The 20,417-nt window shown below is 71.6% G+C and carries 9 protein-coding genes; all 9 read left to right on the top strand.

Features of this window, described 5'->3' with window-relative positions; translation table 11 throughout:
- Positions 1-82 precede the first annotated feature (82 nt).
- The 9 genes from KGA66_RS16875 to KGA66_RS16835 all read left to right on the top strand — a co-directional run bounded on the left by KGA66_RS16875 (position 83) and on the right by KGA66_RS16835 (position 20,403).
- Positions 83-640 (top strand): FHA domain-containing protein, encoded by a 558-nt coding sequence (locus tag KGA66_RS16875; protein ID WP_211469095.1) that lies wholly within the window; start codon positions 83-85, stop codon positions 638-640.
- Positions 637-2,310, top strand: coding sequence for a serine/threonine-protein kinase (locus KGA66_RS16870; protein WP_211469094.1), 1,674 nt, complete (start codon positions 637-639; stop codon positions 2,308-2,310). The genes KGA66_RS16875 and KGA66_RS16870 overlap by 4 nt, the downstream gene beginning before the upstream one ends.
- Before the next feature lie 57 nt (positions 2,311-2,367).
- Positions 2,368-8,619 (top strand): Ig-like domain-containing protein, encoded by a 6,252-nt coding sequence (locus KGA66_RS16865; RefSeq protein ID WP_211469093.1) that lies wholly within the window; start codon positions 2,368-2,370, stop codon positions 8,617-8,619.
- A 69-nt stretch (positions 8,620-8,688) separates the two neighbouring features.
- On the top strand, positions 8,689-9,720 hold the full coding sequence (locus tag KGA66_RS16860) for an AAA family ATPase (protein WP_211469092.1): 1,032 nt from the start codon (positions 8,689-8,691) through the stop codon (positions 9,718-9,720).
- Positions 9,721-9,731: 11 nt separating this feature from the next.
- A complete protein-coding gene (locus tag KGA66_RS16855; protein WP_211469091.1) occupies positions 9,732-11,087 on the top strand; it encodes a DUF58 domain-containing protein in 1,356 nt (451 codons plus the stop codon).
- Positions 11,084-13,363: a transglutaminase-like domain-containing protein gene (locus KGA66_RS16850; protein WP_211469090.1), complete on the top strand. Its 2,280-nt coding sequence runs from the start codon at positions 11,084-11,086 to the stop codon at positions 13,361-13,363. The genes KGA66_RS16855 and KGA66_RS16850 overlap by 4 nt, the downstream gene beginning before the upstream one ends.
- The gene (locus KGA66_RS16845; RefSeq protein WP_211469089.1) at positions 13,360-17,853 is read left to right on the top strand and encodes a type VII secretion EssC family protein; all 4,494 of its coding nucleotides are present in this window, start codon (positions 13,360-13,362) and stop codon (positions 17,851-17,853) included. The genes KGA66_RS16850 and KGA66_RS16845 overlap by 4 nt, the downstream gene beginning before the upstream one ends.
- Positions 17,854-18,160: 307 nt before the next feature.
- Complete coding sequence (locus KGA66_RS16840; RefSeq protein ID WP_211469088.1) at positions 18,161-18,925, top strand: dienelactone hydrolase family protein; 765 nt, start codon at positions 18,161-18,163, stop codon at positions 18,923-18,925.
- A 371-nt stretch (positions 18,926-19,296) separates the two neighbouring features.
- A complete protein-coding gene (locus tag KGA66_RS16835) occupies positions 19,297-20,403 on the top strand; it encodes an ABC transporter substrate-binding protein (protein WP_211469087.1) in 1,107 nt (368 codons plus the stop codon).
- The last annotated feature ends 14 nt before the right edge of the window (positions 20,404-20,417 follow it).

The following is a 20,417-nucleotide window of genomic DNA, read 5'->3' as shown; positions in this document are numbered from 1 at the left end:
ACCGCCGACGCCGCCGGCAGCTCCGCCGCCTCCTGCGCCGGCGCCTGCCGCGACAGCGGCGTTTGAGGCGCCGACGGCCACGATGGCTGCCTCGGAGGACGAGGACGATGACGAGGACATCTCCACCACCGTATACAGCTCGGCCGGCAACGGTCAGAGCACGAACGCCGCGGTCGGCCGGCCGATGGTCGCAGCGATCCGATGCACTGCCGGACACCTGAATCCGCCACAGGCCAAGCGGTGCCGGGTGTGCCCGCAGACAGTGCCGCCGCAGCAGGAGACGCACGTGCCACGCCCGGTTCTCGGCGTGCTGCGGCTCTCCACCGGCGAGGACATCCCCCTGGACCAGGACGTGCTACTCGGCCGCGAACCGAAGCCTACAAGCCAGAGCATTGACAAACAGCACGTGCTGCGCCTGCCCAGTCCCGGCAAGGACATCTCCCGCAACCACCTGCAGATCCGGCTGGTCGGCTGGCGGGTCATGGTGACCGATCTCGGATCCACCAACGGCACCACCATCCGGCCACCAGGCGGCGGGCCGGCCGAGGCGCTGCCGCCCGGCGGGACCCGCCTCGTCGAGCCCGGGGCCGAGGTGACGCTGGCCGGCGTCGTCTCCTTCATCTACGAGGCGACCGGATGAGCGCGGCCAACCTGCCCAAGCCGCCCGCCATCCAAGGCTACGAATACCGCGGGCCCATCGGCTCGGGCGGCAGCTCCTACGTGTACCTGTACTACGAGCAGACTCCGTTTCGCAGGGTGGCGGTGAAGATGCCGCGCACCTTCGGGCCCGACCCGGACCGGCGAACCCTGTTCGTCGACGAGGCGAACGTGATGGCGCAGCTCGGACACGAGAAGCTGATCGTGCCGGTGCTCGCCTTCAAGGAAGCCGTCGACGGAACACCCTGCCTTGTCACGTTCTACTACGAGGAAGGGGACCTCCACCGGCGGGTCAAGCGGCTGCGGCAACTGCCGGTGGCCGAGGTGCTGACGATCGGCAGACAGTTGGCCGAAGCCGTCGCCGCCGCGCACACCATCGGGCTGCTGCACCAGGACATCAAACCGGCGAACGTCTTCATCGCGCAGGCCGGCAGCAGCTACCTGCTCGGCGATTTCGGAATCGCCCGCCGGCTCAAGCACGAACAAGGCACGTTCGCGCTCTCCCCGTCCTGGGCCGCGCCGGAGGTCATGCGCGAGGAGAACGCGATCGCGAGTAAGCGTTCCGACATCTACTCGCTCGGCGCGACGCTCTGGCACCTGCTGAGCGGATCAGCCCCCTTCGTCATTCCGCACGGGGACAACAGTCCCGCTTCGCTCAGACAGCGCACCCTGGCCGGTCAGCCCACCCCGGGCATGGCCAGACGGGACGTTCCGCCGCAGCTCACCGACCTGCTGCTGCGGATGCTCGCCCGGGATCCGCGCAACCGGCCACAGTCCGCTGACGACGTACTCGCCGCGTTGACGCGCATCGCGGCCGAGGGCGGCGCGGCTGGCAGCGCGGCCTACGAGCGGCGCGCCGACGAGATCGACGAAACGGTCCTGCGCGACGCGCCGCCGCGGTCGACGGTTTCGCCCGGCCACTCGACCCAGGAGCCGGTAAGCGGCTTCGGAGACTTCGCCCGGTCCGCGCCGCAACGGGACGACGACCAGGACGACCAGACCGTGCTGCACGCGAAAGGCGCGCCAGTACCCTCCAACGCGCCGGAATCGTCAGCGTACGGATACCAACGGCCTCGCGACGACGGGCCTCGCGACGTGCTCGCGCAGAACCAGACCATGGGCTCGCACACCGTCCTGAAGGACCGCTCCCGGACGGAGACGCTGACCGACGACCAGCCGACTTCCGCGGACGGCCAGAGCGCGGCGCGCAACCACAGGCGTGGCCTCGTCGTGTCGCTCGGCGCGTTGACGGCCGTGGCCGTGGTCGTCGTCGTCGTGGCGACGCTCAGCATGGGCGGCTCGGCGCAGGGGAACGCTCCGGGCACCCAGGGCGTATCAGCGTCCGCGACCGGCGACGTCCCGGTGGATCCCGGTGTGGCGCTGGGCGGGAACGAACCGCCCGGAGCGGTGACCGTCACCGCGACCCGCACGGGCTCGGCCACCGTGCACTTCAGCTGGACCTACTCCGCGGCCCTCGCCAGCGACACCTTCCGATGGCAGAGCTCTGACGGAAAACGCACCGGCACGGCGAAGACCCCCGCCCTCGACCTGCCGGACCCCGCAGGCATCCGCCTGTGCGTCCAGATCAAGGTCGTCCGCCTCGACGGCTCGAACGGCGACCCGGACTGGTCGCAGCCCGGCTGCGGACAGTAGCCGTCCGCCGCGCCGCCCGCACCTGATTCTGTCAGTACACGTAGGAGTTGACCGTTCGTGAAGACCAGCGCGCGCATCCGACGCCGGTGGACCTCGCTCGCCTCGGTCGCGGTGTTGACCGCGACCGTCGGCGCGCTCATCGCCGGCGCCGTGCTCGCCGAGGGCTACCCCGTGCAGCACGTCGCGCTGCACGACGGCGGAATCTGGGTCACCAACAACCAGGACGGCCTGTTCGGGCGGCTCAACAAACCGGCCGGTGCGCTCGACGCCGCCTTCTATCCGCCGAAGGGCGCGCAGTCGAACTACCAGCTCGACATTCTGCAGGACGGCTCCGCGGTCGCGGCCTGGGACCAGGCGACCGGAGAGCTGTACCCGGTGGACACCGTCGACGCGAAGACGCTGGCGGACCAGGGCGTCACGCTCGGCGTCGCGGACCAGGCGCAGTTGTCCGGCGGCACGCTGGCCACCCTCGACCCGCGCAGCGGGGCCGTGCGGGCCGCCGCCGTCGACGGCGACCAGCAGATCAATGGCCTCAGTTCGCTCGCAGACGGGGCCGCGCCGGTCGCCTCGGTGGCGACGCGAGGCGCCTCCGACGCGGGAGCGGCCCTCGCCGTCGGCGTAGACGGCGCGGTGTACGCGGTGGCGGCCAACGGAAAGACCGCCGCGGTGGCACGCACCGCGACCGGGTTCGCCGCCGCGAACTACGGCAGCCTCGGCAAAGCCCTGACGAGCGTGCGCGTGACCGCGGTCGGCGACCGCCTCGTCGCGCTCGACGCGGCGACCGGGACGCTGATCGTCTCCGGCGGACCGACCGCGCACCTCGACCTGACCGGCCAGAGCGACGCCCTGCTCCAGGTGCCCGGACCGGCCGCCGCCACCGTACTCGTCGCCACTTCCCGCGATCTGCTCGCCGTGGACCTGTCCTCCGGCCAGGTCAGCGTGCTGTCAACGGCCGGGAGCGGCAAGCCCGCCGCGCCGGTCTTCTTCGGCAACTGCGCCTACGCGGCCTGGGCGACGACGCAGGACGGTCTGGTGGCCGGCTGCGACGGCCGCCGCGCCGGCGCGTTGAACCTCGCCGACGCGGGCGAACTGGTCGCTCCGGTCTTCCGGCAGAACCGTGGCGCGCTGGTGCTCAACGACCTTGCCACCGGCGTCCTGTTCGACCTGACGCAGAAGCCGGTGCGTGTCGACGATTGGCAGGCGGTGCAACCGCCGCCGGTGACGGCCGCCGGCAACCGCAACAAAACCGACCAGAACTCGCTGAACCAGCGAAACCAGCCGCCGAAGGCCGCGGACGTGACGCTCGGCGCGCGGCCGAACCGGACCACCATCCTGCATCCGCTCGACTACGACTCGGATCCGAACGGCAGCGTCCTGTCGATCTCCCGTGTCTCCGACCTCGACAAGGCTTCAGTCGCGAGCCTGGCCATCGCCCCGGACGGTCAGAGCGTCGCGCTCGTGCTCGGCTCGGCCTCCGGCGAACTGCACTTCAAGTACACGATCGACGACGGCAAGGGCCTGACCGCGACCGCGAACATCACGGTGCAGGTGCGCACCGATGCGCAGAACCGCAGCCCGCAACTGCGCCGCGGCTACCAGCCGACCGCGCTGACCGCGCCCTCCGGCGGCCGGGTCTCGCTGCCGGTGCTCAGCGACTGGCGCGACTTCGACGGCGATCCGCTTGCGCTGGCGGGGGCCTCGGCCAAGGCCGGAACGGCGGTCGCGACCGGTGACGGGTTCCTCGACTACACCGCGCCGGCAACCGCCGGGAACCAGACGATCACCTATCAGGTTTCGGATGGTCGTTCGGCGCCGGTGAACGGCACGGTGACCGTCGCGGTGCAGAGCGCGAGCGCGGCGAAGACGGTCGCGCCGATCGCGCAGCCGGACGCGGCGCGTGGCGAGGTCGGCCACCCGGTGACGATCCACCCGCTGGACAACGACCTTCCGGGCAGCGACCCGAGCGACCCTGGCGTGCAGTTGAAGCTGGCCGCGCCGATCGCGAGCCCGTCCGGCGCCCAGGTGACCACGGACCTGGACAGCGGCACGGTGACCGTGACGGCCTCACGTCCGGGTACGTACATGCTCGACTACACCGACGAGTTCGGCAACGCGCCGTTCGCCAAGAGCGTCATCCGCGTCGACATCGCGCCGGCGCCGTCCTCTCCCGCGCCCCCGGTGGCGATGCCGGACGTGGCGGTGCTCTACGGTCAGCAGCCCGCGACCGTCGACGTGCTCGCCAACGACTACGACCCGAGTGGCGCGCTGCTGGTGGTCCAACGAGCGCAGGTGGTTCTGCAGCCGGGGGATCAGGAGTCGGGGCAGCTTCAGGTCGGCATCGTCGACGGGCACTGGCTGCGTATCAACGCCCTGTCCGCATCGCTCGACGCGCGGCCACGGATCGTGCATTACACGGTGACCGACGGGATGACGGCGCCGGTGACCGGCGAGGTGTCCGTCACGCAACTGCCGCCGCCCGGCACCGATGTGCCGGTGCCGGTGGACGACACGGCGGTCGTGCGGGCCGGGGACTCGGTCTCGGTGCCGGTGCTGGACAACGACATCGACCCGGCCGGCGCGCCGCTCAGTCTGGTCGCGAACGTGCCCGGGGCGCCGAGTCCCGGTCAGCTTCAGGTCACGGCGCAGTCCGCCGCGAACCAGGCCATTGCCGGAGCCGCCTACGTGACCGGGAACGTCGTGCGCTACGTCGCGCCGCCGGCCTCGAAGGTGCGCACGCCGCTGACGGTCGTGGTCGACTACCTGGTGCAGAACCCGTCCGGCGAGCCCGCCACCGGTCACCTGACGGTGACTGTGAACCCCTTGCCGTCCGCGACGAACCCGGACCGGCGGCCGCAGCCGCAGCAGGTGATCGCGCGCGCGGTCGCGGGTGAGACGATCACGGTGCCGATCCCGGCCGGCGGCGTGGACCCGGACGGCGACAGCGTCGCGCTCACCGGCATCGGATCCGCGCCGAGGCTGGGGCGGATCGTCTCCTCAAACGCGACCTCGCTGACCTACCTGGCCTTCCCGACGAGTGCGGGCACGGACACCTTCACCTATCAGGTCACTGACGACTATGGACTGTCCGGCACCTCGCAGGTCGGCATCGCCGTGGTGCCGCCCGGGGCGGCGCAGCCGCCGGTCGCCGTTGACGACACGGTGACGGCCGCGCCGGGAGCGCATGTCGCGGTGGACGTGCTGGCCAACGACCTGGTCGCGGCCGGCGACACGGCGACCGTCGCGGTGCCGAAGTCCGCGAACCCGGACCTGCCCTCCGGCATCACGGTCGCGTCGGCCCAGGGCCCGGTGAACGTCGTCGCGCCGCCGAACGACGGCAAACCCGAGGTCGTCACCTACGACGTGAGCGACGGCCTCGGCCGGCCTTCCTCGGCGACGATCACGGCGCACTCCCAGCCCGGCTACGACATTCCGCCGGTCGTCCCCGACACGTATGCGACCCCTGACGGCAAGGCGACGACGGCGACGCTCGACGTGCTCGCGCAGGCCGGCGACCCGGACGGCACGCCCGGCGACCTGACCTTGTCCAAGGTCTTCGACGCCTCGGCGAAGATCGTCGGCGGGAAGCTCGTCGTCCCGGTCGCCGCGAACCCGCACATCTATGTCTTCGAGGTGCGTGACCCGCAAGGCGCGACGGCGGTCGGCTACGCACACGTGGTCGCGGCGGGAGCCGGAGCGCCGTACGCGAAGGCCGGCAAGTCGATCACGGTGCCGGTGAACGGCAAGACGAGCATCGCAGTGTCCGACTATGTCGCCGATCCGAGCGGCAGGCCGCTGCGGCTGACCACGACCGACCAGATCTGGGCCGCCCCCTCCCCGGGCCTGAGCGCGGCGAACCGGGGCACCGGGCAACTGGTGCTGACCGCCTCCGGCGGCTATGCGGGCCCTGCGTCGGTCACCTTCCAGGTGACAGACGGCACCTCGCTGACCGATCCGCACGGGGTCATGGCGGTGATCACGCTCCCGGTGCAGGTCGGCCCGGACACCCCGGTGCTGCGCTGCCCGAGCGACCCGCTGACCGCAGTGGAGGGCGGGGCGCCGCTGAACATCGACGTGACCTCGGTGTGCCACGTGTGGACGGCGAATGCGTCGACCGCCGGTTCGCTGCACTTCTCGGCGCAGTGGCTGCATCCGGCCGCCGGACTCTCGCTCGCCGGGTCCGGTGACCACAAGCTGACCGTCACGGCCGGTAGCGCCGCGACTCCGAACGCTGTCGGAACGCTCACGGTCGGCGCGGTCGGCTTCCGCGGCGCGACGAGCCAGCTGCTGGTGCAGGTGGTCGCCGCCCCGCCGCCCGCCGTGCTGCCGATCACGGTCAACGGCGTCAAGGCCGGCCAGAGCGCGACCGTGAATCTGAGCTCGTATGTCAGCTCGCAGCTGGCCGATCCGGTGATCTCGGTGGTGTCGGTGTCGCAGACCTCGGGCATGCCCGCGTCCGCCTCGGCGAGCGGCGCGACGGTGCGCATCACGCCCGGGACGGATTCGCACGGCGCGCAGACCTTCGCCGTCACAGTGACCGACGTGGCCGACCGCAGCCGAGCGGACCGGCAGAGCACCGGCCAGATCGCGCTCAATGTCCTCGGCAAGCCGGACGCCCCGGGAACGCCGACGATCGGCCGCACGGTGCTTAGCCGCGCGGTGCAGCTGTCCTGGCCGACTCCCGCGGACAACGGCGCGCCGATCGACTCCTACCGGGTCAGCTACTCCGGCGGTCAGCAGGTCTGCGCGGCCTCACCGTGCACGATCAGCAACCTGACCAACGGAAGGACGTACACGTTCACGGTCCAGGCGCACAACCTGGTGGACTGGAGCGCGGCGAGCCCGGCTTCGGCCCCGGCCATGCCGAATACGGTCCCTGACGCGGTGACCGCGCTGGTGACGTCGATCCCGCAGGACGGAACGCTGCACCTGGCCTGGGCAGCGCCGGTGGACGCCGGCACCCCGGTGCTCCGGTACGACGTGACGTGGACCGGTGGCGGCCAGGCGAATTCGAGCACGACCAGCCTGACCGCGACGGGGCTGACCAACGACCAGGTGTACACGTTCACCGTGATCGCCGTGAACGCGCAGGGGCCCGGACCGTCGGCGACCGTGCAGGGCCAGTCCGCGGGTGCTCCGCCGGCCCCGGCCGCGCCGAGCCTGGCGGTGACGAACTCGACGAACTCGACCGAGCGGTCGGTCGACGTCTCATGGACCGCTGTCGACCCGAACGGCCCCGGGCCGACGACTTACACGGTCATGCGCGCGTCGAGCGGCGGGACCAAGACCGTGTGCAGCGCGGTCGCCGCGTTGACATGCCCTGATTCCGGGCTGGCCAACGACGGCACGGTGTACACGTACACGGTGACGGCCGCGAACGCCGATGTGTCGCTCGATGCGAAGACTCACACCTCGCCGTCGAGTCCGGGAACGCAGATGGAGGCGGCCGCTACCCCGGACCCGATCACCAACTACACCGCCACGCCCACCGGTCAGAACAGCCAGGCGGTGTTGAAGTTCGACGCCCCGGCCTCGCACGGTAAGACCTCGATCGTGACCTGCACATACTCCGGTGGCCAATGCGGCAGCTGGACCTTCCCGACCTCCGGCCAGACCGGGGTGCAGGAGACGATCGGCGTGCTGACGAACGGCCAGGCGCAGTCGGTCAGCCTCCAGGACTGCAACCAGAGTTCGGGTGCGAACTTCTCGGGAAACCCGTGCGACGCGCAGGTTTCCGCGACGGTGACGGCGTACGGCCCGATCGAGAGCCCGAACGTGTCCGCGTCGGCGAGTGGTCAGGTGGTGAACTTCACCGTGTCGGTCAACCCCAACGGCAAGCCGGCGACCGTGACCGTGCAGACCAGCAGGCAGACGCAGACCTTCACGACGGGCACCGCGCCGTGGAGCTGGTCGAGCAGCGACAACATGGGCTACAGCAGCACGGACACGATCAACCTGACCGTCTCGGACCCGGGACGCGCGACCGTGACCGCCTCCGGTTCGGCCACGACTCCGCCGCCTCCGCCGACGGTGACCGTTTCGCGCGGCGCACTGTGCGGTTACACAGGTGAGCCTCTGTGTGACGGGAAGTACACCTGCAATAACTCGTCATGCGGTTACATCCATATCCAAACAGCGAACTTCAGCGGCAACGTGACGTGCAGCTTCAACAGCTCGGCCGGCGGCTTCAACGGATTCACCGAGGTCTACGGGCCGAACCAGAGCAAGGACTCTGGAGCCTACTTCGGATACCAGCCCGGAACGGTTTACGTCACCTGTGGCGGTGTCCAAGGCTCCTACGTATGGCCATAACAAAGCACTGATAGTTGCCGCCCAGTCTTCCCTTTTTCAGCACCACCGACGATACGGAGCACACCGCACATGCAGACCGAAGCCCCGCGGATCAGCGCCGAGGAGGCGCTGAAGTTCAAGGACCTGTTCGACCGGATGGTGCAGAACGTCGGGGTCGCCATCCTCGGCAAGGAGGAACCGATCCGGCTCGCGCTCACCTGCCTGCTGTCCGGCGGCCACCTGCTGCTTGAGGACTACCCGGGCACCGGCAAGACCTCCCTGGCGAAGGCCATCGCGCAGATCGTCGACGGCCGCAGCGGACGCATCCAGTTCACCCCGGACCTGCTGCCCGCCGACGTCACCGGCGTGCACGTCTACGACCAGGAGAAGCGCTCCTTCGAGTTCCTGGCCGGCCCGATCTTCAACGAGATCGTGCTGGCCGACGAGATCAACCGCGCCTCGCCCAAGACCCAGTCCGCGCTGCTTCAGGTCATGGAGGAGGCGAAGGTCACCGTCGACGGCGAAACCCACGAACTGCAAAGCCCGTTCATGGTGATCGCGACACAGAACCCCGTCGAGCACGCCGGCACCTACCCGCTGCCCGAAGCGCAACTCGACCGCTTCCTGATGAAGATCGCGCTCGGCTACCCCGACCGTGAATCGCTGGTCGAACTGCTCGCCGCAGCCGAGGTGCGCGACCGGTCCGCCACCGTGAACCGGGTCGTCTCCTCCTACGCGGTATCAGAACTCATCCGCGCCGCCGACCTGGTCACCGTGCGCTGGGGCTGCCTCGACTACGTCGGCCGCATCGCGGAGGCCACACGCAACCACGAGCACATACAACTCGGCGTCTCACCGCGCGGCTGCCTCGCGCTGGTGCGCTGCGCGAAAACCTGGGCGATCTCGCAAGGCCGCAACTTCGTGCTGCCGGACGACATCGACCGGCTCGCGCTGCCCGTCCTGGCCCACCGCGTCACGCTCAAGCCGGAAGCCCGCTTCGACGGCGCTGCCGGCACCACCCCCGGCACTGGCCACTCCTTCGGCGCCGGCTCCACATCCGCCGCGGCGTCGCAACTGCTTGAGCGCGTCCTGCGCAGCGTCCCGCCGCCCGTGGACCGCTGAGGAACACCGAGATGAACCTGACCTACCCGACCGGGCGCCGCTCCAGCGCGCCGCGCTCTCGCCTCCGACTTCCGCAGGCGCTGCGCCGCCACGAGACCCGACTGCGGCCCGCAGCCGACGCGATCCTGCGCATTGCCCGCGTCGGTCGCGACCTGTCCGCGCGGTACCTCGCGCCGCCCTCGCGCGTGCTGACCGGCGCGGGACGCGGCGTGCTGCTCGGCTCGCTCACGGCCTGGCTGGTCGGCGCACACTTCGGCTGGTTGGAACTGACCGTCGCGGCCACGGCCGGGTTCATCAGTATCCTGCTGTCCATCGCGTTCGTCCTCGGACGCGCGCCCGTGCGCGTCACCGTGCGGCCCGAGCGCTGGCGGGTCCCGGCGGGCGAAACCGTGGACCTGACCGTCGAGCTGACCAACCGCGCGCAGCGCATGCTGCTGCCCGTCGGCCTCGAACTGGCCGTGGGCCCGGTCGGTAACCAGCAGCCCGTAGCGGTCCCCGCGCCGCGCCTCGGGCGCGACCAGAGCGTGATCGTCGACGATTTCCCGCCGATCTCGGCCGAACGGCGTGGCGTGATCGCCATCGGCCCCGCCACCACGGTCCGCGCCGACCCGCTCGGGCTGCTGCGCCGCACCGTGCAGTGGCCGGAAGTCAAAGAGCTGATCGTCTACCCGCGCACGGTGCCGCTCAGCCCGCTCGGCGCCGGCCTGCTGCACGACCTGGAAGGCCGCACCGACGAGCAGATCTCGCCCAGCGACCTGGACTTCCACACCCTGCGCGACTACGTGCGCGGCGACGACCGGCGGCACATCCACTGGCGCTCCTCGGCCCGCGTCGGCTCCCTCGCCCCCGGCTCGCAGCGCTTCCTGGTACGCCAGTTCCTCCAGACCCACAGCACGCACCTGCTGATCGCCGTCGACGGCGACGTCGCCTCTTATACGGACCCTGATCAGTTCGAGACCGCGATCAGCGCCGCCGCGTCGGTCGCGCGCCGGGCGATCGAAGACCGGATCGGCGCGACGATCGTCGTCGCCGACCGGCAGGTGCGCGACCTGACCGACGAAGCAGCGCTCTTCGACGCCTGCGCCCGCGCGCGGTTCGCCACTGGCGGCGACTTCGGCGCACTGGTCGCGCGCAGCGCCGGGCTCGCCCCGCACACCAGCGTCGCGCTGCTGGTCACCGGCCCGAACGCGGACGGGGCCCGGCTGCGCCAGGTGCGGGGCGGCCTGCGGCCCGAAGTGGCGGTCAATGCCCTGCGAGTCGACCCCGCCAAGCGCAGCGGCGTCGTCCCCGGCACTGCGATGAACGTGTACACGCTCGCTCAGCTACCTGATCTGCGTGCCCTGCTCGCCTCCGGAGGCGTCCGATGAGCACCTATCCTCTCTCCGCGAAACTGCGCGGCGCGGCGCGCACCTCGCAAAGCGCCACGCTCGCCGACCTGCGTACCACATACATTGACTGGAGCTACCTCGCGATCGGCGCGATCGGCATCGCGCTCGGCCTCGCCCTCGCCTACCTCACCTACGCACTGCGTGCCTCCACACTGATCACCGCGCTCGGCACCGTCCTGGCGTACCTCCTCGTCGGCCCCGCGCTGCTCGACCGCGCGGACTGCGTCGCGGGCTTCGCACCGAGCCTGCCCGCGCTGCGCACCGTCGCCGCCGCGGCCGTCTCCGGCTGGAAGGAACTGCTCACCACCACCCCGCCGGTGACCGCGGACGGCCCCCTGCTCGCCGTCCCCTTCATCCTCGGCCTTGTCGCGGCCGCCCTGAGCCTGACCCTGGCCCGGCGCGTGCGCGCCGCAGCGCTCCCGCTGGCCGCACCGCTGCTGCTGCTCGGCGGCGCGATCGCGCTCGGCACCCGCTCGCACGCGCCGTGGTCCGCCACCGGCCTGGCCACCGCCGTGCTCTGCCTCTCCTGGTCGGCGCTGCGCGTGCGCCGCGTCCAGCCCACGGCGGCGGACGGCTCCCGCCGTCACTACAAGCCGATCGCCGCGATCGTCGTGCTCTGCATCGCCGCCGCCATGGCCGCCCTCGCCGGTCCCCTGCTGCCCGGCAGCGACCCGCAGAACCGCGCGGTTCTGCGCGACCGGGTGCTCCCGCCGCTCGACCTGAACAAGTACCCGAGCCCGCTGGTCGGCTACCGCAAGTACACCCGCGACGCGAACGAGTTGTGGGATCAGACGTTGTTCACGGTCACCGGACTGCCGGTCGGCACCCCCGTGCGCATCGCAACCCTCGATGACTACAACGGCTCGGTCTGGGGCGCCACCAACCGCGCCGGCGCCGCGGCCTTCCTGCGCGTCGGCTCCGTCATCACCCCCGACGCCGCCGACGCGGTCGCGGCACCCGGCCCGACGAGCACCGTGCGGATCACCATCGCCCGCGCCTACGCATCGGCGAGCGACATCGACGTCTGGCTCCCCACCGCGGGCAGCGTCACCTCGATCTCCTTCACCGGCGCCGATACCAGGCAACTGGCCGCAGACCTGCGATACAACGTCGCCTCCGCATCAGGGGTCGTCATCAACGGCCTTCCCGCCGCAACCACCTTCACGCTGCACACCGACCTGACCGCGCCGACCTACTCGGCCGCGCCGCCGCCCTACGGTCCGCCCGACCTGACCGACGGCTTCGGCGCGCAGTTCGCCAGCCGTGCCGCCACCTGGGCGAAGGGAGCAAGCGGGCTGAGCGCGCAACTCCAGGCGATCGCCACCTACCTGCGCACGACCGGCGCATACAGCGACGGCGGACCCGGCGAGACCCAATACCTGCCCGGACACAGCATGTTCCGCCTCTCCGGATTCCTCAACGGCGCGCAGCCGGTCGGCGACGACGAGCAGTACGCCGCCGCGTACGCGCTGGCCGCCAACAGCCTCGGCATGCCCGCGCGGGTCGTGCTCGGCGCGATCCCCGAGAGCGACGGCGTCGTGCAAGGCAAGGACGTGCACGCCTGGGTCGAACTGCACGTGGCCGGCGGCGCGTGGGTCACCGTCCCGGACACGGCCTTCATGCCGGACAGCACGAAGAAGCCCGACCAGGAGCCGCCGCAGCAGGTCCAGGACGCCGCGGCGGCCCCCGTGCCGCCGCCGAACGCGGCACATCCGCCGACCACCGACAAGGAAACGCACGCCACGCATGTGGTCCCGGGCCCACTGCCGCCCGGCACCGGCGGTTCCCTCGCCTGGCTGCTCAACCTCCTGATGCGCATTGTCAGATTCCTGTCACCCATACTCGCGGCCGCGGCGATCTACGGCGCGGCGTACGCGCTCAAGGCCCGGCGCAGGCACCGGCGGCGCACCAGCGGACCGCCGGTCAGCCGGTACTCAGCTGGTTGGCGGGAGCTGACCGACTACGCGCGTGACCTTGGCGTGTCAGTGCCCGAGTTCGGCACACGCAGGGTGCAGGCGCTCGCTCTCGCCGCGTACGACCTGGCCGACCTCGCCTGGACCGCCGACGTGATGGTGTTCGGCCCGACGGACCCGACCACGCACCAGGCCGCCGCCTACTGGAAACGCGTCGACGAGGCCAGGCGCGCCATGGCCCGCGCCAGTCGCAGGCACCGCCGCTTCCTCGCCACGCTCTCGCTGCGCAGCACGCTGGCGTCGCGAGCCCGCCCCGACGCCGCCGAAGGAGGCACGCCGTGAAGTTGAAACTGACCCTGCAGCGTCGCGACGGAGAGCAGGTCGACCTGCTGGCCACCCTCGACGCCGACGCGCGGATCGGCGAGCTGGCCGAGTTCCTGCAACGCGCCGACCCGAAGGCGCCCGCGGTACTGCCGGACGCCACCCTGCGCCCGGCGGGCGCCGCCCAGCACGCGGCCGCGCCCGCCATCGACCCGGCGGCCAAGGTCGGCCGCAGTATCCTGCGATCCGGCATGGCGGTGGCGGTGACCAGCGCCTCGGGCACGCTGGTGCAGCCCTCGCCCGAGTCCGGCGCGACCCTCGTCGTCACCGGCGGCATCGAGGCCGGCCGTCGCATAACCCTGCGTCTGGGCGACAACCTCGTCGGGCGCGGCCCGGACTGCCAGGTGCGGCTGGCCGACCCGCAGATCTCCCGTCGTCACGCCCTCATCACAGTGGGCACCTCGGTGGAGATACACGACCAGGCTTCGGCCAACGGCGTGCAGATCGGGCAGCGGGACGTGACTCGCGCGATCCTGCGCTCCGGCGACCGGGTCGAGCTGGGTGACACCGAACTGATGCTCACCATCGGCGCCGCGCCGAGCGCCGCGGCGGCAGGCGGCTCGGCGGCGACCGGCGCCGCGTTCATCAGGCCCCCGCGCCTGGAACCGCGTTTCCCCGGCGAGCAACTGGCGGCGCCGACCGCGCCCGGTCCCCGGGAACGCACCAGGCCGCCGCTGATCCCGATGGTCGCGCCGCTGTTCATGGGCGGCATGATGTACGCGGTCTCCGGACGGTCGAGCAACGCCCTGGTCTTCGCGGCACTCAGCCCACTGATGAGCGTCGGCTACGCGGCCGAGTCGTTCATGAGCGGCAACCGGCGCCACAAGCGGGACATCGAACGCTTCGAATCCGAACTGGCCGAGTTCGCCGCCCGCGCCGAGGACGCCGCGCGGCGCGAGTTCCAGGCCCGCGTCCAGGAGCATCCGACCCTCGCCGACTGCCGCGACGCGATCGCGCACACCGGCGAGCTGCTGTGGGCCCGGCGCCCCGGCGAGCCCGGCTTCGGCGAGCTGCGGCTCGGCACCGGGCGGCGCCCGTCCCGCTCGCAGATAACGCTGCCGCCCGGGCCGCCGAGCGAGCACCGCGCGAAGCTGGAGGAGCAGGCGGCCCGCTTCACGCACGTCGACGGCGTGCCGGTGGTCGCGAATCCGGCGGACGACGGTGCGCTCGGCCTGGCCGGTCCGCGCGAGGCGATGCTGGAGGCCGCCCGCGCGCTGGTCATCGAGGCCACGGCGCTGCACTCCCCGGCGGAACTGTGCCTCGCGGCCGTCGCCTCCTCCGTGAGCATGCCCGACTGGGACTGGCTCAAGTGGCTGCCGCACACCTCCTCGGCGCACAGCCCGCTCGGCGGGATCCGGCTCGCCGCCACCGGGCCCGAGGCGATGGGTCTGGTATCAGAGCTCGAAGCCGTGCTCGCCGAACGCAGGGCGGCCGAGCCGTCGCACCGGGCCGCGGGATCCGCGCGCTCGCTCGCGTCCGCGCAACCATCCGCGGCCTCGCCCGGGCGCGGGCCGGCGATCCTGGTCCTGGTCGAGAACGACGCGCCGGTGGAGCGCAGCCGTCTGGTCGAGCTGGCCGAACGCGGCGGCCCGCTCGGCGTGCACGTGCTCTGGCTCGCCTCTGACCGAGCCCTGCTGCCGGCCGCCTGCCGGGTCGTGGTGACCTACACCCAGGACCCGCGGCACGCGACCGCCGCGTTCCTGCGCGCCGGGCAGAGCGTCGAGCCGCTGGCAGTCGAGGGCGTCTCCCGCCGCGAAGCGCTCGACCTGGCCCGCGCGCTGGCGCCGCTGGTCGACGCGGGCGCGCGGGTCGAGGATGAGGGCGACCTGCCCGGATCCGTCCCGCTGCTGAGCATCTACGAAGACCTGCTCTCCCCGCAGGCCGAGGCGGTGCTCGGCCGGTGGAGCGCGAACCAGTCGATCGTCACAGGGCCGCGCGCGCCGGAGAAGCCCGCCCGGCACGCCGGCGGCCTGCGCGCGTTCATCGGCCGCACCGCGACCGGTGTGCACTCGCTCGACCTGCGTGCCGACGGGCCGCACGCCCTGGTGGGCGGCACCACCGGCGCCGGGAAGAGCGAGCTGCTGCAATCCTGGATCCTCGCCCTGGCCGCCAACTACAGCCCGCAGCGGGTCACCTTCCTGCTGGTCGACTACAAGGGCGGCTCCGCGTTCGGCGGCCTGAGCACCCTGCCGCACGCCATCGGCCTGGTCACCGACCTCGACCAGCACCTTGTACGCAGAGCACTGATCAGCCTCGGCGCCGAACTGCGCTACCGCGAGCGGCTGTTCGCCAAGTACCGCGCCAAGGACCTGATCGAGTTGGAGAAGCTGGGCGTAGCCGAGGCACCGCCGAGCCTCGTCATCGTCGTGGACGAATTCGCCGCGCTGGTCAAGGAGCTGCCCGAATTCGTCGACGGCATGATCGACGTGGCGCAGCGCGGCCGTTCGCTCGGCGTGCACCTGATCCTGGCCACGCAGCGCCCGGGCGGCGTCATCACCCCGAACCTGCGTGCCAACACCAACCTGCGCGTCGCGCTGCGCGTGGCCGACGAGGCCGACAGCCTGGACGTGCTCGGCGTGAAGGACGCGGCCTACTTCGACCCCGGATACCCGGGCCGCGCGGTGTCGAAGACCGGGCCGGGCCGGCTGATCCCGTTCCAGACCGCCTACGCCGGCGGCTGGACCAGCGAGCAGCCGCCGCCCGCGCAGATCCAGGTCGAGGAGTTGCGGTTCGGCGGCGGTTCGCCCTGGCGGACCGAGACCACGCAGGCACCGGCCAACCAGGGCCCCACCGACCTCGCCCGGCTCGTCGAGGCGATCCGCGCGGCCAGCGCCCAGGCCGTGCTGCCCGCGCCGCGGCTGCCCTGGCGGGCGCCGCTGCAAGCGGTCTACGACCTGGTCACGCTGCTCGACCCGGCCGCGCCGGGAGCGGCACCCGCACTGGTCTTCGGTGTGCGGGACGACCCGGAGAACCAGGCGCAGCCGACCGTCGCCTTCGAACCGGACGTGCACGGAAACCTCGCGGTGTACGGCGCGAGCGGCTCCGGCAAGAGCACGCTGTTGCGCGCGCTCGCCATCGCCGCCGGCTTCCCCGCGCACGCCGGGCCGTGCCAGGTGTACGCCCTCGACTTCGGCACCCGCGCGCTGGCGATGCTGGAAGAACTGCCGCACGTCGGCGCGGTGATTCCCGGCGAGGACGATGAGCGGGTGGAACGGCTGGTGGGCACCCTCACCGAGTTGGTCTCCCGGCGTAAGCAGGCGTACGCGGCGGTGGACTGCGGCACCGTCACCGACTACCGCGCCCGCACCGGCTGCTGGGAGGAACCCAGGGTCCTGCTTCTGATCGACAACTTCCTGCCGCTGCGCCAGGCGTACGACGGGATCCCGGGCCGCGCGCACGTCTTCAACCAGCTCGCCGCGATCGCCGCCGAGGGCCGGCCGGTCGGCGTGCACGTGGTACTGAGCGCCGACCGCGCCAACTCGGTGCCGGCCGGCCTGGCCTCGACCATGCAGCAGCGCGTGGTGCTGCGGATGACGGAGGACAGCGGCTACAGCGGCCTTGGCGTACCGGCGAACATCCTGAAGCAGACCTCCCCGCCCGGCCGGGGACTGATCGGCCGCGCCGAGATCCAGGCCGCGATCCTCGGTACCGCTCCGGCACTCGGAGATCAGGCGGCGAACATCCGGGTTCTGGCTCAGGAGATGATCGAGGAGGGCGTCCCGGCGGCGCCCGGGGTGGCCAGGCTCGACGAGCTGATCCCGCTCGCGCAGCTACCCTCCGAGCGGGAAGGACGACCGGTCTTCGCTCGTGGCCTGCGCGACCTGGAGCCGGTGGCCTTCGCGCCGCGCGGCACGCTGCTGATCGCCGGTCCGGCCGGTTCCGGTCGTCGCACGGCGCTGCGCACGGTCGCTGCCGCGCTGCATCGCTGGAAGCCGGGGACGCGCCTGTTCTACCTCGGTGCGAGCGAGGCGGAGACGTACTCGCTGCCCCTGTGGGAGAGCCGCGCCGGCGACCCGCAGGAAGCTGAGAAGCTGCTCAAGGAGTTCGCGACGGCGGTGGCCGCGCGCGACCCGCAGCGGCGAGTCGCGCTGTTCGTCGATGAGCTGGTGCCGTTCCTCACGCTCGATCAGACGCGCACCGGGCTGGAGCAGTTGGTCCCCGCGTGCTTGATGGGCCACGGGCTGCTGGTCGTCCAGAGCGAGACGGCGGCGTTGCAGAACGTTCCCATCTCGGCCTCGTCGCTGATGTCGAAGCTGAAGTCGGGACCGGCCGGGCTGTTGCTGACTCCCGACGCGTCCGATCCGCAGGTCTTCCCCGGGCTGAACACGAGCAAGCTCGACCGTGACGACTTCCCGCCGGGCCGCGCACTGTTCCTGAACTCCGGCAAGTCGGCGGTCGTGCAGGTCGCGCTAGCCGACGACGCCTCCGGTCTCATGCGTGCAATCGCGTGATCGACCAGGCCGCGGGCGTGGAAATCCGCGGGAGGGTTCGCTTGGGCGATCGGGACAGCTGTGGCGCGATCCGCGGCGCGGGACGCCTGTGGGAGCGCGCTGGACCGCCCTCGCGGCGAGCCCCGGGGTCTGCGCGAAAACCTGTTGGCGGACCGCGACGCGCGCTGCTAGCTTTCCGGAAGCCGTGCCAGAGACCGAGGAGGTGGTACCCGTGAACGTATCGACATGGGTGCTCCCCTCCGGGGTCACGGTCGGACGATAGGTCGTCCGGGAGCGCCGTTCGCGAGCACTCCCGAAAGGCACGACCATGCGATTCACCTCCGAGCAGCGCCTCGACGACGGCGTCCTCGAACGCGAATTCACCCTCGGCGAGATCCCCGGCATCCTGTGGACGCCCGGATCCGCATCCACGTCCGGATCCACATCCGGATCCGCATCCACGTCCGCTCCGGCCCGGCTGATCCTGCTCGGCCACCCCGGCGGACTGCGCGAGATGTATCCCCGCCTGGCGGCCCGGGCCCGGTACCGCGCGGCGGAGGGCTTCGCCGCGGCGACCATCGAGCTGCCCGGCAGCGGCGACCGGCCTCGTTCCGCCGCCGCCGAGCAGGCCCGCGCCGACCTGCGGCGGGCGCTGGAGACCGGCGAGCCGGTCGAAGAGATCGTCGACCGGCTCGTCCTGCCGCTGGTCGAAAGGGCGGTACCGGAATGGCGGGCCACCCTGGACGCCCTGCTTTCGCTGCCCGGGATCGGCGGCCCGGTCGGGTACGCGGGAGGGGTGATCGCGATCGGCATCCGGCTGGCGGTGCTCGAGCCGCGCATCGCGGCCGCCGTTATGTTCGCCGGCACTTTCGTGCCCCGCGCCGTGTTCGAGGAGGCCCGGCAGGTCGCCATCCCGCTTCAGGTCCTGCTGCAGTGGGACGACGAAGGAAACAACCGGCAACAGGCCCTGGACCTGTTCGACGCCTTCGGCTCCAAGGAGAAGACACTGCACGCCAACCTCGGCGGCCACGCCGGCGTCCCGCGGTTCGAGGAGGACGACGCGAACCGGTTCTTCGCCCGGCACCTGAAGTAGGAGCGCGCGGGTCTCCGCCCTCCTCGAAGACGGTGGCCGGCAGAAGCACGACTCGCCCCGACCGCGCAGGTACCCGCCATCGGCGGTACCGGCGCGGTCGGGGCGTCATCCGGATTGACCGGCGCGTCCTTCGGACTGACGTCGGTGAAGGTCCCGTGCCCCGGGCATCACCGCACGCATCGGCTCGCTTACCGGTCTCGGCGCCCGATCGGGCGAGTGCACCGGCCGAAACCGGGTCATTCTCGCCCGCTCGCCAAGCGGTGGCCAGCAGTTCATGTACCGGTCACTTGACCCTCGCCACCTCGTCTTGATCGTCACGCACGATTCCTAACGACGGTTACATATCCGAGCGTGTCGAGGTGAGAAGATCAATGATCTCCTGGAAACGGCGGGACGCCGGAGTCGGCGCCGCAGTCCTGCTGCTGGCCGTGGCCGCCACCGCCTGCGGTAACTCAGCGGGTGGCACCACCACCGCGGGCGCGGCGGGTTCTTCCGGTACGGCTTCCGCGCCGGCCGCGGTCGCACCGCTGGTCGTCTACTCGGCCCAGGGCTATGACGCCCCGGTGACCAAGGCGTTCACCGCGGCCACCGGAATCCCGGTCAAGCTCGACGACGACAGCACCGGCCCCCTGCTGACCAAGGTCTCGGCCGAGCGTAACAACCCGCAGTGGGACGTGCTGTGGGTCGACGGCGACACGGCGTTCGCGGCCCTGGACAAGCAGGGACAACTGCTGGACTACACCCCGCCGGTCACCCTGACCCCGGCCGGCCAGGCGCTGGTGCCCGCCGACCACGCCTACATCCCGGTCAGCACCACCGTCGTCCCGGCCCTCATCTACAACGCCGCCAAGGCCGCCGGCGCCGCGCCCACCACCTGGCAGGACCTGGCCGGCGCCGCGTACAAGGGCAAGGTCGGCATGAACGACCCGTCGCAGTCGGGCCCGACCTACCCGCTGATCGCCGGCCTGATGAACCAGCTCGGCGGCCAAAACGGCGGAGTGAAGGCGGGGGAGAGCTTCCTGACCCGGCTCAAGGGCAACGGGCTGCACGTGTTCCCGACCAACGGTGACACCCTGCACGCCCTGGAGACCGGCCAGATCGACTACGGGATCATCCAGAGCTCGGCGGCGCTCGGCGAGGTGGCCAAGGCCCCGAAGAACGCGAACTTCGACCCGAAGATCGTGTACCTGCCGCAGTCCACCCTGCTGCCCGGCGTCATCGGCATCGACAAGGGCGCCCCGGCGAACCTGCAGGCCGAAGCCGAGAAGTTCGTGCAGTACGTGCTCTCCCCGGCCGGGCAGGCGGCGATGCAGAGCGGCGACCCGAGCGGCGACTCGCTGTACTGGCCCGTCGTCCCCGGCGTCTCGCCGCGGGCCGGCATGCCGCCGCTGCCCGCCCAGTACCAGCGCCTCGACCCCTACTTCTGGGGCCCGCTGGAGAACCAGATCAACACCTTCTTCGACACCGACATCAAGTAGCCAGGACGTGGGGG

It is taken from the genome of Actinocrinis puniceicyclus (assembly GCF_018283645.1).
In the GTDB taxonomy this organism is placed as follows: domain Bacteria; phylum Actinomycetota; class Actinomycetes; order Streptomycetales; family Catenulisporaceae; genus Actinocrinis; species Actinocrinis puniceicyclus.
This window is presented reverse-complemented; position numbering and strand designations above follow the sequence as displayed.